Source organism: Lysinibacillus sp. GW823-FHT06C08 (genome assembly GCF_058795135.1).
This window is the reverse complement of the sequence record NZ_JBXAHN010000012.1, coordinates 78,186-95,244: the sequence shown is the minus strand read 5'-3', so window position 1 is coordinate 95,244 and position 17,059 is coordinate 78,186. Positions and strand designations below refer to the sequence as shown.

At 36.4% G+C, this 17,059-nt stretch carries 16 protein-coding genes; all 16 read left to right on the top strand.

What is annotated here, in order from left to right; translation table 11 throughout:
* The first annotated feature begins 149 nt into the window (after positions 1-149).
* The 16 genes from AC1Q6O_RS21045 (at position 150) to AC1Q6O_RS20970 (ending at position 17,051) form a co-directional block, all read left to right on the top strand.
* A complete protein-coding gene (locus tag AC1Q6O_RS21045; RefSeq protein ID WP_008181059.1) occupies positions 150-2,318 on the top strand; it encodes a hypothetical protein in 2,169 nt (722 codons plus the stop codon).
* A 227-nt stretch (positions 2,319-2,545) separates the two neighbouring features.
* Positions 2,546-2,971: a hypothetical protein gene (locus tag AC1Q6O_RS21040; protein ID WP_008181062.1), complete on the top strand. Its 426-nt coding sequence runs from the start codon at positions 2,546-2,548 to the stop codon at positions 2,969-2,971.
* Between the two features lie 91 nt (positions 2,972-3,062).
* Positions 3,063-3,497 (top strand): J domain-containing protein, encoded by a 435-nt coding sequence (locus tag AC1Q6O_RS21035; protein WP_036221533.1) that lies wholly within the window; start codon positions 3,063-3,065, stop codon positions 3,495-3,497.
* Between the two features lie 32 nt (positions 3,498-3,529).
* Complete coding sequence (locus AC1Q6O_RS21030; RefSeq protein WP_089986106.1) at positions 3,530-4,105, top strand: FHA domain-containing protein; 576 nt, start codon at positions 3,530-3,532, stop codon at positions 4,103-4,105.
* Between the two features lie 34 nt (positions 4,106-4,139).
* The gene (locus tag AC1Q6O_RS21025) at positions 4,140-4,667 is read left to right on the top strand and encodes an FHA domain-containing protein (protein ID WP_036127052.1); all 528 of its coding nucleotides are present in this window, start codon (positions 4,140-4,142) and stop codon (positions 4,665-4,667) included.
* Positions 4,668-4,673: 6 nt separating this feature from the next.
* Positions 4,674-5,513, top strand: a complete 840-nt coding sequence (locus AC1Q6O_RS21020) for a PP2C family protein-serine/threonine phosphatase (RefSeq protein WP_107922127.1) — start codon at positions 4,674-4,676, stop codon at positions 5,511-5,513.
* Positions 5,514-5,539: 26 nt separating this feature from the next.
* A complete protein-coding gene (locus AC1Q6O_RS21015; protein WP_237068806.1) occupies positions 5,540-7,150 on the top strand; it encodes a serine/threonine protein phosphatase in 1,611 nt (536 codons plus the stop codon).
* A 52-nt stretch (positions 7,151-7,202) separates the two neighbouring features.
* Positions 7,203-8,465 carry a normocyte-binding protein gene (locus AC1Q6O_RS21010; protein ID WP_492402131.1) on the top strand — a complete coding sequence of 421 codons (1,263 nt, stop codon included), beginning with the start codon at positions 7,203-7,205 and terminating at the stop codon, positions 8,463-8,465.
* Complete coding sequence (locus tag AC1Q6O_RS21005; RefSeq protein WP_492402130.1) at positions 8,456-9,151, top strand: iron-dependent peroxidase; 696 nt, start codon at positions 8,456-8,458, stop codon at positions 9,149-9,151. The genes AC1Q6O_RS21010 and AC1Q6O_RS21005 overlap by 10 nt, the downstream gene beginning before the upstream one ends.
* 82 nt (positions 9,152-9,233) lie before the next feature.
* A complete protein-coding gene (locus tag AC1Q6O_RS21000) occupies positions 9,234-11,822 on the top strand; it encodes a molecular chaperone (protein ID WP_492402141.1) in 2,589 nt (862 codons plus the stop codon).
* Between the two features lie 38 nt (positions 11,823-11,860).
* Positions 11,861-12,646 carry a hypothetical protein gene (locus tag AC1Q6O_RS20995; protein ID WP_008180101.1) on the top strand — a complete coding sequence of 262 codons (786 nt, stop codon included), beginning with the start codon at positions 11,861-11,863 and terminating at the stop codon, positions 12,644-12,646.
* A 49-nt stretch (positions 12,647-12,695) separates the two neighbouring features.
* The gene (locus AC1Q6O_RS20990; RefSeq protein ID WP_216604729.1) at positions 12,696-13,373 is read left to right on the top strand and encodes a hypothetical protein; all 678 of its coding nucleotides are present in this window, start codon (positions 12,696-12,698) and stop codon (positions 13,371-13,373) included.
* A complete protein-coding gene (locus tag AC1Q6O_RS20985; protein WP_492402129.1) occupies positions 13,370-14,794 on the top strand; it encodes a hypothetical protein in 1,425 nt (474 codons plus the stop codon). Before AC1Q6O_RS20990 ends, AC1Q6O_RS20985 begins: the two co-directional genes overlap by 4 nt.
* Positions 14,795-14,825: 31 nt before the next feature.
* Positions 14,826-15,956, top strand: a complete 1,131-nt coding sequence (locus tag AC1Q6O_RS20980) for a pentapeptide repeat-containing protein (protein WP_492402128.1) — start codon at positions 14,826-14,828, stop codon at positions 15,954-15,956.
* Between the two features lie 24 nt (positions 15,957-15,980).
* A complete protein-coding gene (locus AC1Q6O_RS20975) occupies positions 15,981-16,538 on the top strand; it encodes a serine protease (RefSeq protein WP_492402126.1) in 558 nt (185 codons plus the stop codon).
* Between the two features lie 105 nt (positions 16,539-16,643).
* Positions 16,644-17,051, top strand: coding sequence for a DUF4280 domain-containing protein (locus tag AC1Q6O_RS20970; protein WP_008180110.1), 408 nt, complete (start codon positions 16,644-16,646; stop codon positions 17,049-17,051).
* Positions 17,052-17,059 lie beyond the last annotated feature (8 nt).

Below are 17,059 nucleotides of genomic sequence, written 5' to 3'. Positions count from 1 at the left end.
AGTTCATAAAACAATAGTATTTGATGTGGTTTTGCAATATCCAACCCTGTACTCATTATGCTCGTATGTTCTAATTACTTACTAATGCTTATGCCTACTCGAATTCGTTTTAAAAGGAGGGATGGCTGTAGAATTATACAGCCAAATGAATGGAGATTATTAATCAAACAAACCGAACTATGCTCTTTGAAGAAATAAATCCTGAGAAATTGGATTTAATTACGCTCGTTGGAGATGTCAAAGGAATTGATAGTCTAAGTGATGAAAAAATTAAAGAAATTAATCAAAGTCTTCTTGTAAAAAGTTTCGATGAATTTTTAGATAAGTTTTCTCCCACGGTTTACTCATTTTACAATGCCGCAAATCAAAAAGTCATGTATACCTTAAAAAAGCCAGAAGGAATTCAAGATGATTGTATTTCAGAAATAGCAATTGACCAAAATAATGATTTTTTAAAAATGCTATTTACGCTCATTGATACAAAAAGAAGTCAAGGAATTGCCAATGTAGATTTTAAATTTGAAAATTTACTTGATATGATCTCTCCTAAAAAAGTCATGGATGACATTCGTCAAGTACGTAAAGAGATTCATTACCTGTATGGTGAATATGACAAGCTAGATGAAGGCGACCCTAAGAAATTAGATACAGGTGACAAGCTTAATCTTATGTTTGAAGTAGCTAGTAGAAACTATAACAATGTGATGGCGATGTTACCGTTAGCAATTGAGGATATTAAAACAAGATTATTATTGGGTGGTAGTCAAGATGAGGGAGAATCTGAAAAGTTACAAATAGGTACTCTTTCAATTGGTGACAATGGTGAATTGAAAATCATTGAGGCACCACAAACAAATAGTGCAGAATTAATGGTCATTGAGGAAAATAGTAATTATGGCTTAAGTACTGTATTTGAGGAAGATTACGAAGCAATAACTGAATCACCATCTTCTTATGTGAAAGATTTAGTCGTCAGAACATTCTCGCCGCTTCCAGCAATTAAAGCTGAATTTGATGTAGAAACAGAAGTTCAAAACTACAATACATATCTTGAATTCTATAAGGATGCAAAGGATGAATTTGTCAAAACGGTTAAACCTTTAGTTGAAAAATTATTAGGGATCAAAATGTATTTTGATCAATATGCAACTAAAAACAAGGGTATGCAACCTTCATTAATCGTCACTAACACTAAGTTAGATATGCTGGTAAAAAGTAATAACCTACCGAGATTACGTACTTACTTAAACACTGTGAACTCGAAAAATGACTTTACAGATACGGTATGGTATGGAATTGTACCAGCCCTTGAACTTGAAGCATCTGGAAAAATGAAAGTAAGTCGATCTAGATTCAAAGGAAACGATAAAGTGACCAAGCAAGAGGGTAACACGATGGAATCACTATCCATTCTCTTGGACACTATAAAAGATTACAAGGTGCAAATTTTCTTTAACTTTATGGCTGAAGAAGAAACAACCTTCAATGGGATTGCAACAGCTGGTATTGATCGTCTTATCGATAAATGCTCTGTACTAGTTAGAAAGGATTATAGTGAGTTTGCTATACCATGTTTACCAAACTTTACGATTATTCCTAAAGATAAATCAGGAGTCGTTATTGATACACGTATGCATACTACTGAAAATGGAGCACGTTTATCAAAAGAGAAAGAAGATATCTTAAAGCTATGGATTGAAGGCGTTTATGTGGATGCTAGTTATGTTGCAGCAGGTATCGTATCTGCCTACCAATGTCCAGAGTATTTAAAGGAATCATTTAAAAATGTTAAACGAAATTATCCGGGAGTTCGATTCGATATTGAAGCGGGAGATAATTCACTAAGAGCAGTAACAACTATGGCAAAAGAGATTTCCGGTTTTACGAATAATATTAAGGATGCTATTAATAGCAGAAGCTTTGGTTTTGTATTCTCTTCTGAAAATGCTCAACTACAGGATAAAGATATTAGACGTATTACTGTCTATAAAGCAAGAAGTCTTGCGATGGAAGAAGATGGGTTTGATTCAATCTACAAAACTCAAGTTAGTACGTATATTGAAAGAATCCTTCGTTTCCAATCAGGGGACTTTAAACATGAAAATATTGTTCGTTTCTTTAGTAATAATCCAAGCAGTCAAAAAAGTAAGTGGCTCAATGATAAAGGCCATGTAAACTCTATTATCCATGATGGAGACGATATCGGCTACATCATTGATGAGAAAACAAGTCTATGTCAAATTGATCTTGTATTTAATGGGAATGTCAAAAATCTTGAAGTCACGATTACTAAAGGGACAAGCGCTGTTAAAGCCTAACAATTTATTTATTTCAATCATTAAAAATTTACGTAGGATGTTTAAGATTTATTAAATAATAAATCTTTTAACATAAATATGAATCGACTAACATCATCCAGATGAAAAATTACATATTTCACAATGCTTGTTTTAACACGTTGCTCTGTGAAATGAGATAGCTATGCTTAAACTTAATTCATCAGAGAAGATGGGAGTCATTCAACACAAATTAGGAGGAACTAAAAATGGGTTTTGTATTAAAAGTAGAAGGATCAGAAGCAATTGAATTAGGGTTAGAAAGCATTATGACTGTCGAGTATGAGACAGATACGCCAAACGATTCTAATGCTCGCTCTACAGATGTTGGAGCAACTTTAAAGGTAAAAGGTAAAATTTTAACTGCTACTGATGGTGATAATTCTGATGATACGATGAAATTAGGATTATGGTCATTAGTACCTGCTGAAAAAGCAGATTGTTACCGTAAAGTAACGCTTGAGGTTATCTCAGCGGATCAAGTAGTAAGAAAAATTCACTTCCCAAATGCTTTTGTTGTGGATTACACAGAAAGATATGGTGATACAGAAGGTATTGGTGAATTCTACTTATTCATTAAGCAAAAGAAAGACAAAACAGACTTGGCAAAAATCGAGGGTGGCTACGCTGTCTAAGGTTGTAGCTTGATAAAACTCTTCTAATTATCTAAGGAACTTATTTAGTTCCTTAGATAATTTTTAATAATCCTAAATTGGGGTTGAAAAGATGAAAACACATTATGAAATTTTAGGTGTTAGTAGAAATGCCACACAAGATCAAATAAAGCTCGCTTATCGGAAGCTATCCAAAAAGCACCATCCTGATGTAAGCGGGGGAAACAAAGAATCAGAAGAAATTTTCTTAAAAGCTACAGAAGCCTATAAAGTACTGAAAGATCCGGCATTGAGAGAGTCATATGATGCTAGTCTCGATGATCCAGGTACAGGCTGGCAATCGAAGCAAAAGGATGAAAGACATTCTAATGGACATCAATCTGCAGACAAAAAACCAGATTTTAATATAAATAATATTGAAAAAAACTTTGAACACTTTTTTGGCTTCAATCCGAAAACAAAAGAAATGTCCTCAACTCTACATAAAAATGCGAAGAAAAATCCCCTTGACACAACGGATTTATTTGAGCGCTTTTTTAATAAATAATCAAATGGTAAAAAGTGAGGAAGTGTGATTACATGTATGATCAATATCCAACTGAAGCTTACAGTGAAAATGCAAGAAAAAAAATGCTTATAAAAATTATCGATATCATTATTGTCACCATTGCCTTCTTTTTCATTTTATATGTTTTTGTTATGAATCAGGAGGTTCTTTTAAAATTTGTTATTGGCACAGTAATGGTCATTCTTGCTATTATTTATGGTTCTCTCAAATACGAGGCGAAAGCAATTACTCAAACTATGACAAATAAGGACATTTCTAAGCTTGTTCTCCTTAATGAAAGTGGGATTGAAGTGGATGAATGGGAGCTTGGTGATCAAATTTCATTACTTATAGGAAAAAGCTCAGCTGAATATAAGGCAGATATTGATTTAAGTGGAACAGAATATGAATCTCTTGTTAATTATGAACATGCGGTCCTCAACTGTGTAGCTGGTATTTGGTATGTAGAGGATATTGATTCTGTTAATGGGGTAGGTTTAAAAAAGGCGCATAAGCGGGTGAAAAATAGATTAAAACAAGAGATTCCATACCCACTAGGTAATGGAGATACGATATACATAGCAAATACGCGAATTTTGGTGAAATAGAGAAAAATTCGTAACATAGATGGGGGATTTTGGAATGAGTTTAATTAGATGTACAAATGGTCATATGTTTAGTTCAAGGAGACATCGTAATATTTGCCCGTACTGTAATGTCATGGTGGAGCAGGAGCAAAGACAAAATAGCCCATCCACACCTGTCGCTGAAGCAGATGATAAAACATTGCCTTATTTAGGAGAAATGGATGGAATTGATCCTGTTACAGGATGGTTGGTTTGTATTGAAGGGCCGCAAATGGGGAGAGATTATCGGATCTTATCGGAAAAGAATTTTATCGGTAGAGCAGAAGACATGCATATTCGAATTGCTGGAGACAATTCCATCTCTAAACGTAATCATGCAGTCATTGTATATGATCCTAAAAAACGTAACTTTTACTTGCTACCCGGAGATGCATCAGGACTAGCTTATCTAAATAATGAAGCGGTTTATACACCAACTGAATTAGCAGCCTATGATGTTATTCAGTTAGGGAGAAGTATGTTTTTATTTATTCCACTTTGTGGCGTCCACTTTGAATGGGAAAACAATCAAAGTGAGGAATGATGACGAATGGACCATAAGCTAGTACCTTACATAATTGCATTAATTTTTATTGTTGTACTTATTTTTTTACTCATCATACGAGGTATCCTTGCTCAAAAAATGGAAAAAGGGAAAATTTACATTGGAAATGGTCAGACGATAGGAAGGCGGGATGAACAGGATGATTATTTCTCAACCGCTGAGACGGCACAAGGCACAATCGCGGTGCTTGCAGATGGGATTAGTGGGTTAGCCAATGGTCGCATGGCCAGTACGATCGCAGTGACCACATTTATAGAAGAATTTAAAAAGCTTGGTAACCTCAATCAGCTACAAGATTTTTTAAAGAAAGCAGCTATGGCGAGTAATCATATGATTGTAGAAAACTTGAATGGCTCCAATGGAGGAACAACATTAGTCACCGCCATTATTGATAATGATGGCTACTTACATTGGGGTGCGGTAGGTGATAGTGTTATCACGATTTTTAGAAACGGTGAATTTTTAGCGATTAACCAAAAACATATTTTTGAATCGGTATTAACTGAACGTTATATTGCGGGTGAAATATCGCAACTTGAAGTGCAGGAAAATCCTTTGAAAAAGCGATTAATAAATTATTTGGGATATGAAGGCTTTAAAAATCTAGATACAGGAAATAATCCTATTCAACTACATAAAGGAGACAAGGTTTGCCTATTTAGTGATGGAATCTATGATGCTTTAACAGAGGTTGAAATGGAAAAAATCCTCTCTCAGCAAGCTCCACCCTATGATTTAGCACAAAACATTATAAAAGCCGTTGAACAAAAACGCCTAAAGAATCAAGACAATGCGACCATCTTGATTTTGGAAAAAATATGGTGACGGGGGAATAGAGAAGGAGGAGACTTATGAGAAAGGAAAATTGTGACTTTAAAACTAGTTTTCTATCTGAAGCTGGGTCCTTTCTGCAAAATAAAGACTACTTTGCGTATACAGAACTCGATGATGTTGCTTGTTGGGTAGCCATAAAGGGCTTAGATGCGGATCAGGAAATTAGCAGTGCCGAGCTTGCAGTAAAGGCTATTTTGGAACGTTTTATGGAAAAACCAACTATGTCGAGAAGAAGTATAAAAAAATATCTCAAGCATGCACAGAATATACTTCAAGCTCAAAGTTTACGTGTAAGATTGAAGGCTAGTGTTGTCATAGTTGTTTCGGATTATTCAAAGATGATTGTGGCAGTAGCGGGAAATTCACGACTTTATCATTTCCGTAATGGCACATTAACCTACAAAAGCACGGACCAAAGTTTAGCACAGGAAATTGTGAACAATCGAAATCGATCCTTAGATATTAGCCAGCATGAAGAGAGAGGGAATTTGCTAAATTATCTTGGTAAGCCAAATGATTTCCAACCATTTGTGTCTAAGAAAATGAAGCTCATGGATGGGGATGCCTTATTACTTTGTACGGCAGGATTCTGGGAAGATGTTAGTGAGATTGAGATGGCCGATGCACTTGAAGGTGCAAAGGATTCAGAACAATATACCGATTTATTGGAAGAAATTTTGTTAAGTAGACAAAGAAAAGTGGTAGAAAACTATACGGTTGCTGCAGTATTTGTTAATAAAGTTTATCAGGAAACAAATAAAAACAAGAAAAAGTATATAAAAATGATTGCTGCTGCATTAGTAGTAGCGTTGGTTGTAGGTGGTAGCACAATTTTTTATCAAGCAAAACAAGCTAAAAAAATTGCTGAGCTATCAGTAGAAATGAAGGATCATGAAAAGAGCGGCAATCAATATTTTCAGGATGGAAATTATGATGAAGCGCTTCTTGCATATAGTGAGGGCCGAAATGCGGCAAAGAAATTGAAAGATCCTATACATAGAAATTTGTTAGCTAGAAAATTAAGAGTGACACAACTCATTATCAATGGTGATCAATCAGCGGAAACTGGAAAATTTGCTGAGGCGTTGGAACACTATGAAAAAGCAAAAAAAGAGGGAAAAATCATTAATGGATTCGGTAAGGGAGAGGTAGTGCAAAGAATTGAAAATATGGATTCCATCGTTGAAATTGTTGACGCCATCAAGGATGCTGATTTTCGCTTTGAGGCTGAGGATTACAATGGTGCCTTAGCCATCTACCAAAAGGCTAGAAAAAAAGCACTGGCTATTTCTTTTACTGGCGAGCCACAGATTAAAACAAAAATAGAGGACACAGAGGAAAAAATAAAAGAATTAGAAAAGGCCCAAAAAGAATTAAAGGCAGAAGGATTAGAAAAGAATGGCGATCAGAGCTATGCCCGTCAGGAATACGCAAAAGCAATAGAATCCTATACGCTTGCTCAAGAGATTTATCAGGAAACAGAATTATTGGCAAAGGTTTTAGGGCTAGAGAGAAAAATTATGAATGTAAATGATAAATTGAATCCTATTCCACAAGGACAAGCACCGGAAAATGCTATCCCGAACGAGGCAGACTTACCGATTGATGAAGTACCTGATGCCAGTTAGCAATCCAATTCTGGGTTTATGAAAGAAGGAAAGTAAATTGTTAAAAGAGCTCATGTTCGAACGTTTACGAAAAATAGAAGATTTAGAGCAACGTCAATTACTAAAGGATATTGTAAGTGGTGTCTTTGTAAATCTTATCGACTATCAAGAGGATATGAACCGCAAGCTTGAGGAGCGTATTTTCAATGAGATGGATGATATAGAAAATAAATACGATATCTATGCAACACTGCTTCCTAGGGAGGATGTCGATCCCATCCATGACTGTTTATTTCCAATATGTCCAACAGATGTAGAGGAGAAAAAAATTTACATGGATAAGCTTCTTGGGTCCATTAAAAAGCATGAACCGGCAATGCTCATGACTATATTTTTAGCGTGTAATTCGGATGTGATTCAACATTTACTTGCACAGCCAAGAATATTTAGAGGAAGTTTAAAGACGTCTGAGGGTCAGGTTGAGATTCAAGTTGGCTTGATAAAGAATAATCGTTATGTAAAGGAAATCGAAAAGCTGTACTCTATTTTTCAAATAAATGGCCTTCCTTGGAAAACGATTAATCATCCATTTGTTCATAAATTTCTGGATGTCATCGTTGTAGACTGTCCGCCGTTACATGAAGATGTGGAAATAGAAGAAGTGACGATTGATTTAGAGGAATATGAGCAATACAAACGATTGAACATGGTGCCGCTTTGGAATATTCAACCCCATGTGGTGAAGAATAGTGGTTTTCCATTCCCGGCTATAGATAGAGTCAATTTTGAGCATGTCTTATCATTACGAAAAACGGGTAATCAACATGGCTATGTCATTGATACAGAAGAGGAAAATGTTAGGTATGTCAAACGTTCAGACCATGAACTGACAATTGTTTCGCCACTAGAGCAATCGGGAGAATGGCGATTATTAAAAATTGCTAAAGTAGAGCAGGAGCATATTGGCAAATTAAATTTTGCGCTAGTTTCAAATAGTCGTAATGACTATTTTATGCACAAGCTTTCTTATAAAAATAATCAAAACGTTTCTACAAAAGGAGAAATTATTCGGCTGATAAATTCCTTTGAGGCAGCAGATATGCTTGAACTAGTGAAAATTGATGTTTTCGAGGAACACGAACCAATAGGGAGTCGTAACCTTATTCAACCATTTTTAATGGATAGACAAGAAGGAAGCAATTATAAAAAAACAATGCTATTGCAATTCTTATCTAAACAAGATAGAGACTTTATTGCGAATGATGTATTAAGCTTCCTGATTGCTGAAATACAAAGACATTTTATGGAATATAAATGTGTGGGTAAATGGCTATGAATTATATTTGGGATTTACTAATTAAAACAGAAGATGAAGGCTTTCAAACAAAGGATATTTACTTTCACCTAGCTCAAATTTATTCACCGTATATGGAGCTTAGTCCACAGCTATTAAATTCACAGGTAGTAGAGCAGCATGTTGAAGTAAATCCTTATTATCGTTATTTTCAGATCTTTAAAGACCTGTTTCATCCTGATCATACATCAGATCAAGAGTTTAGAGACTGCCTATTAGATATAACCTTACACTTTTTAGCTGAGATTGATCGCATGCAAGGTATGAATAAAAAAGAATTTTATATTCGTTTTATTCTGAGGGATATTCAGGCAAATGTATTTGGAAAACGGGTTCGCGATCATATTAAGCTTTTTTCTAAAAAGGAACAAGAAATTGTGGCATTAAACATGCTTAGACTCTATCAAACAGGCGAGGAAATATACCTGATCAAAGACACGCTGAAAAATATTTTTAATAATTGTTTCATTTATGTTAAGTCCGAGGAAAAAGCTGAGTTACTTCTTTACATTCAGCAAAAAAAGACAGAAAAAAATAGTAAAAAGGTTGAGCTCATTCAAGAGATTTTTCTGCCAGTTGGCTACCATATAGAAGTTTATTGGCAATACCATTTTGGCATTATGGGATTAGAAGAGACCATGATGCTAGATCGAATAGCTCTTTATTAAAGAGAGCAAGGGAGGGCTATAGGTGACGACCAAATACTCGTATAAATTGAATTTGAATAAGCGTTATTCAGAAAAAAAATATATGACCTATACACGTGTAGAGCTAATGGAAATGACAACCTTTCAGCTTAGAAATATTTGTTATAAGGAAAAGCTCATAACAGGTTTAATTAATACGCTGACAAGGGACGAATTAATTGAAAAGATTTTAAGATATCGTGGGGCTGAGGAACATCTTCTCATAAAAGAGAACCAAGATGGGGGCTTTGAAAGAGTAGAAGAGGCTTTGCAAAAATATTTAAAGACGCCGCTTTCTGATAATGGGGATATTAAAATCCCCGCCAAAATGAATGTCTATAAAGGTATGAAAATAGATAAACCTGATCAATATTTAGTTGAAACAGGTGGGTTTCTAGTGGAATCCAATGTATTACTTGTGAATGAGCAGCTAGAGTTATGTGGAATTTTAAATATTGTCAAGGATGATGAAAGACCACAAAGTTATTATTTAACTGCCGATCAAGCACTTGGCATACGTGAGACAAAAAATAAAAACTATAGCTTTATCTTTTTACGGAAGCAAGATTCCGAGTATATGTATAAAACGTACTATCAGGAAATCCCGCTACCACCAACAAATTTACATTACTACAAAGTACCGATACCAGATTTAGAGATGAAGCAATTAGAGTCGACAAATGCTATCCTTGCGATTGATTTTGGTACAACAAATACAACAGCCGGTGTTTTTTTGGATAGTGATTATGTCGCATCTCCTTGTAGCCATGACCTTTTAAATAAGAGGATTGAACTTAATAGCATTAATTTTGTACAATTCCCAGACGCACTTCATCAAAACGAATGGATTGAAGTAGTGCCCACAGTGCTTTCAGTAGCAGATTGCTCGAACACAGAGCATGTCAGCTATCATTTTGGCTATGAAGCACTTAAAGTGATGAAAAAAAATAGTTATACCTCCTTGGCTACTAAATTTCAGGGAATCAAGCGTTGGGTTAGTAATTATGCAAAATTAGAAGAAGTGATGGATGCGAATGGCAATACAGCACTTGTCCCGCGTAGTCAAATCATAAGAGAATTTTTACTTTATATCATACGTATGGCTGAGCACCAATTTAAGTGTCGATTTAAACATTTGCATATTTCAAGTCCTGTCAAGCTGAAAACTCAATTTTTAGATATGTTTCAGGCCATATTACCTGAATATCAAATTGAAACAGAGCATGCTCTTGATGAAGGGATGTCCGTTTTATATAACACAATCGCCAATCAAATTGAGAATCAAAGCTTTATGGATAGTAAGGAATACAAAGCACTTGTTATTGATTGTGGTGGGGGAACGACAGACCTCTCTTCCTGTAAGTTTCGCATAGAGGACGGCCACATTTCCTACAAAATTGATATTCATACAACCTATGAAAATGGTGATACTAATTTTGGAGGTAATAATATTACATATCGCATCTTCCAATTTATGAAAATAGTTTTTGCGAACTATTATAGCCGAGGGAAAAATGCGTATGACATTGATGCGTTAATTGATATCCCCGGAAAAGATATTTATCGATATGTAGATGATTATGGCGTAGAGGCAGTCTACAAGCATTTCGAAAAAGCATTTGAGGATGCGGAATCTATCATTCCTACACGCTTTAAGGAATATGAAAATCGGACACGTGATGAGTATCTAAGAGTTCGCAATAATCATTATTTTTTATGGGAAATGGCAGAGGAAATGAAGAAGGAATTTTTCCGCAAAACGGGTATTTTGAGAAGCCGCTTTTATTCCGAAAGCGATACACAGCAGGATAGTGATTTGAATATTACAACAGTAGATCGCTGGTGCTTATCACTATTAGAACATCATCAATTTAAAGATGTTTACGATTATCCAAATGTTTTTTTCAATATTAAAGAAATCAATCATCTTATAAAAGCAGATATTTACGATATTGTACGCGAATTTTTAGAGGAGTTTTATGAAAGTGGCATGCTTGGTGAATATTCCATTATTAAGCTGACTGGACAATCCTGTAAAATTGATGCCTTCCGAGAGGCTTTAAAAGAATTTGTGCCAGGCCGTAGCATTGAGTTTAGGCAAAAGGCTGAAAATGTAGGGAAAGTGCCAGAATTAAAGCTTGCCTGCTTAAGAGGAGCATTGCGTTACTTAAATGCGAAAAAAATTGGCATGATTGAAACGACCGTTACGAATAATGCTCCTATAGTACCTTATTCTGTTAGTGCATTTACACATAACCGGCAAGAAAAACTTCTTATCAGTAGCTTAGAACGATTAAATCAAATTCATGGAACTATTTCACGCCCATGGGGAGTCACAGAGGTCGAATTTTTCCTAACTGGAAGTGATCATCAGACAACCCAAAAGTACACCTATTTCAATAGGCAGGAAAATTTTGTACCCGTGCTTTATGAGAGTATTGTGTCGTTCTATTCCAATAAAATTCCACAGGACGAGACTGATTCAATAGCCAATGGTGAAGTGAAATTTTTCGTCTTCGCAGGAGAGGATCATTGGGGCTTCCATGTAGTACCAGTGGCTAGGAAAGAGGAGCAGCTGTTTATTGGCAGCAAGGAATTCTTTGCCTTTGAAACGGATCTATCAGAGTTAGATTTCTTTGATGGATTAAAGTAAGTAGGCATCTGCTAAAAAATAAAAGAGGAGAATAACAGATGTTTACGAATCAATATCCACATTTTCAAAAAGGAAGAATTTTAAAGCTGGAAATGCTAGAGAATCTGCGGGATTTCCCGAGGGAATTTTTAGATCTCTATTTCGAGGAATACTCAAACGGCATTATAGCGGGTTGTCATATTCATGTAACAGATACAAGCATTATTCTGACCAAGGGCATCATGAAACATAATAAAAGACTCTATATGCTACATAGTAGCTATGAGCTGCCTTATGAGGCAACGGGAAATGAAACGATAGTAAAGGTGCGTTTTGCTGAAGAAGTAAATCATTTGGATTTCACGCAATTTACAACGACTATTGTTCTTGATAACTCCATGTATCTTGCCCCCAATGAATTGGAAATAGTGCGTTTTAAATTAAAGGTGGGAGCAAAGCTACGATCAGAGCCTATTGATTTTTCGGATTATACCACTGAATACAATACCGTTAACTATCTTCACTGTGAATATGCAGGTGTACAAAAAAGTACCTATCATCCTAAGGTTTTACAATGTTTTGCAAAGGAATTATTAAAAAATCGTCCAACCAATACTTATGACATAACATTTGCCTTAGCGTGTTTAAATGAAGAACGAGTACAGCGAGATGTCATTGAAATGTACATAAGTAATCGGTTAGAACTAGAGTTTCAACCATTTTCCAATAGTCAAATTCACAAATATTTATACCGTATATTAGGTGAAGCCAAGAATGGTGGTCGTGGAACTGGGGCTAGTCCAATGCCTAGTCCAGGTCGACCAAAGCGAATGATCGTTGATTAGTTGAAAAGTAGTTGATGAAAATACGTTGAAGAAGCGGAAGGTGAGTGGGATGAAATTTTTAGATGAAAAGATTATTGCATTAAGAAATGAAATGAGAGATCAGGAACGACATGAGTTAGCCCAGCAGCAAGCGGCATTACAAGTGGAACAGGAGCCTGAACAAGACGAACAGGAAGATCTACAAGAAGTCGATATTTACCAACATGTTATCACCATTGATGATGAAGAAGTACAAGTAATGGAGCAGTCATTATTGGATGGCAAAATGAAAATACGAATGCCAAAGCTTTTTTCTATTATGTCTGCTGAACTAGCGTCCTTAAAGTACCCATCTGAGCGTAGACCAAACCTAATTTATACAGATACCTCCTCATCAATCAATCTTGCCTTCAATTTGACACCACATCGATTAAACGAGGAGGGAGTCGCTGGATTTCAAGAAAATATGATGGACATCCTTGAACAAGCTCAGCCTTCAGCAGATTGGCTAGATACAGAGGTTCTGACGATCGATGGCAAAACAGTAGGCTTTTTAGAGGTCATTACACCTGCCATTGATGGGGAGATTTTTAATTTAATGTTCTTTGCCTCCGTAGAAGGGCGAGCACTTATTGGCACCTTCAATTGTATGGAGGATGATCTTGACACTTGGCGCCCTATCGCGAGAGCCATGATGGAATCCTTACAATTCGCTTCAAGTGAAGAGAAAGGAGGGGCAGTTCTATGAGTGGTGCAGTGACGACTTATCATCATATAAAAATATCGCCATTTGAGCTTGTCGGCATTCAAGAGCTCAGCCTTACCAAAAAAATGAACGAACATGCTAGGTTACGTTTTACTGGGATTGTGCCTGAAGAGGCGAGAGATACATATGTCGAAATGACCGAGGCACGATCTGCGATTGAAGTAAACCAGCTTAACCACCTCGGTGTCCCTTCTCCCTTATTTAAAGGTGTTATTTTAGATGTGAAGGTTAGCTCAGTGCGTGGCATCTATTATATAGAGGTTGAAGCGGCTTCTAGTACCCATCAGCTAGATATTAAAAAGAAAAATCGCTCCTATCAGGATAAGGAAATGACCTATAAGGCTTTATTCAAACTGTTAAATCCTGTTTATCCTGGTCTTGACGTTATTGATGAAGCTACAAAAGGTGCTAAATTAGAAAAGTTTACTCTTCAATATTATGAAACAGATTGGGAATTTTTAAAAAGACTAGCCTCTCGTTTTAATACGGGGCTCGTGCCTGCTGCTACCTTTGACAAGCCAAAGTTCCATTTTGGTGTTCCAGCTGGAAGTGCTAAAGGAAAGCTAGAAGATTATCATTACACGACCAGAAAAAAATTAGCAGACTATCTACTATATACAGAGAATGGTAATGAAGGTATGGGAGAGCATGATTTCCTTTACTATGAGGTGGAAAGCGACAAGGTCCTTCAGATAGGAGATCACGTTACATTTAATAAACAAACTCTCTATATATATGAAGCAAATACGACCATGAAGGATGGCTTGCTGAAACATTACTATACACTGTCAACGAAAAATGGCATGAAAAAAAGTGAGCTATTTAACACGGATATTTCAGGCTTGTCCTTAGAAGGAAAAGTGTTAGAAGTCGCAAAGGATCATATTAAGGTACATTTAGCCATTGATGACAAGCAGGATAAGGGCAAGGCACATTGGTTTCTTTACTCAACGGGCTATACAGCTGAGGGACATAGTGGCTGGTATTGTATGCCGGAAATCAATGATTTTGTCCACATCTATTTTCCTTCTCACCGTGAGGAAGAGGGGATTGCTAGTACCTCAATACGAAAAAACTTGGATACAACGGCCACTAATAAACTAGACGATCCTTCGACGAAATATTATCGGACAGCCTTTGGTAAAGAGATTAAATTAAGTCCAACAGAAATTCTCATTACCGCACAGGATGGCGATATTTTTATTCGTTTAAATGAAGCAAACGGTATCGAAATTTATAGCAAAAAAGAGATTAAGCTTATATCTGAGGCAGATATTACGGTGAATGCTAGCAAAAAAATCCTTATGTCTGCAGAGGAAGAAATTTCATTACAATGTAAAGAAAGTAAAATTACTATGAATGGCAGTGTGCAAATTTTTGGAAAAGAAGTAAAAGCCAATTAAAGATGAACAAAAGAGAAAGAAGGAGTCACAAATGCAGGCACAGGAAATTTTACAGCATTTTTATGACACAGAAGTAGAAAAAAGAAGATTGAACTATCTTTTGCTGCTCGAGGATTTTTTCCAAGCCTCCAAAGACAAGCTTGCCGAGGAATTTAGGTCGTCCTTTCAAAAGGTATGTCAGCAACTAGCCCAGCAGCAATCGCTTCACCAGAAAGGACCAATTGCCCATATTACATTTTCGATGCTACGCACAGAGCTATTGGAGAGAAATCCGCACTATTTAGTAGAGGCTACGGACGACGAATGGTTTTTTGACCTACAACCTCTTTTAACTACCTATGATGCTAGCTGGGTGCATCATTATTTAGAGCAATACATCCAAGAGCTAAGTTTGTATAGCAAAACCTTTATGGGGGCAATTACGCAAGCAGATATTGATCGCATTAGACTCCAGGATGCCAATCATTTTCACCAATATTTAATAAGTCTTGCTAGATATGCGCTTCCAGACATCATCAGATGCCCAGAGTATTTAGCACTGGAGCGGGATGTAGCTGTCGAAATCCGTATTGGTGAGTTTATGGATATGAACGAAGTAGTTTATAGCGAGGACTTTTCATCGAAGGATAGTGAGGAAATAAAAGCTTGGTTAGAAGAAAAGCTAGAGGATGAATATCCATATGAGGTATTTAATCAATTACGCTTAGCTGACGGAACGTATGAGGGCTTGGATATGCGCTATGCCTTTTTTCAGAAAACCATTTTAACCAACTGTCAAATGCGTGAATGTCTGTTGATAGGCGCCAATTTTCGGGAAAGTCAGCTAATGGACACAGATTTGAGTTTCAGCGCCATTCATGAGGCCGATTTTAGCAATAGTCAGTTACAGGGAGCCAATCTTCAACAGGTACAGGGAGCGAGTGGCTTGCTAGATCGCCAGAAATGGGCATCACCAGGCTATTTACCACTTCGTTTTACAAATGCGAATTTAGAAGGCGCTAATTTTGAGCTAGCAAATTTACGAGGGGCCAGCTTTATGGGAGCAAATGTAAGGAATACGAATTTTGCAGGGGCCAATTTAGAAAAGGCCATGTTTTCTAAGGAGGCTCAGCCATATTTAAAGCTAGATCCATTCCAGTCAGCAAGTGTCATTTGGAAGTAGACATGGTGAAAAAGGAGAAGAGAAATGAACTATTTTATTCTATCTCAGGATGAACGCATCTCAAATGCTGTTGAGCCTGTTGGTATAGCCCAAGTGATAAAAAAAGAGCTACTAACAATTGAAAGAATGGAGGAATTAGAGGAGCTCGAACGCCAATTTCCTGTATTAGAGAAAGGCGAGATGGTGTATACAGATTTGATTGAAAAGCCAACCATGCTCTTTTCTGATGCGGTTAAACAATTAGTGGAAAAATACGAACCACAAATGCCATTCAAAGCGGTTGTTCTCATGGATATGCCTAAAGTAATGCAAACATTATATTGGCTAGTTATTCCTCCAAAAGTTCCTTGTCTCTCTGCTCAAACTGAATTTCATCTGGATGGAACATTAAAAAAGCTAGTAATAGACGAGCATTTAGCAGCCCCTTATCCGATCTTTCAAATTGAGGGAATTAAAGAAAACTATATAGTAGTTAATATTGAATTAGCAGAGAGCATTCTGCGCAGAGATTTTAGGGGAATACGATTACGGAAAATACAAACTGAAGGAAGATGGAACGATATTCTGGCAGTAGGAAAATAGTTTGAAAAGGGCAAGAAGCGAAAAGGAAATAATTATTTTCTAATCATCGTCAACGATGTTTAGTAAAAGTTACAACAGCTTACGTATAGAAAGGATGGTTTTTCGATGTCAGAAGAATTGCAGACAAAGGGTGGCGACCAACGGAGCTATGTGGTAGCTGGTGCCAAATTATCCTGCTCACAAGGTGATCAAACAAGTATATTAAAAATGCCAGTCAGCCATGGGGTTTATACGAAAAATAAGGCACAGATGAATACGATGGATTATAAGCCTCATGACAATATTCAACCATTTGGCTTATGCCAAACATTAGCAAATCCAATAGTTGCGGCAGCCACTGCTGACAATAATGGTGTTTTAAAGCCAATGCCCTGTACACCTGTCATCACAATGCCCTGGATTAATGGCAAGAATGATCAATTAATTGAAAATCATCCAGCGTTAATTAGTCAATCTATTAATATGTGTATGTATTGTGGAACGATAAAAGTAGAAGATGATGGACAAGAATAATCCATTGT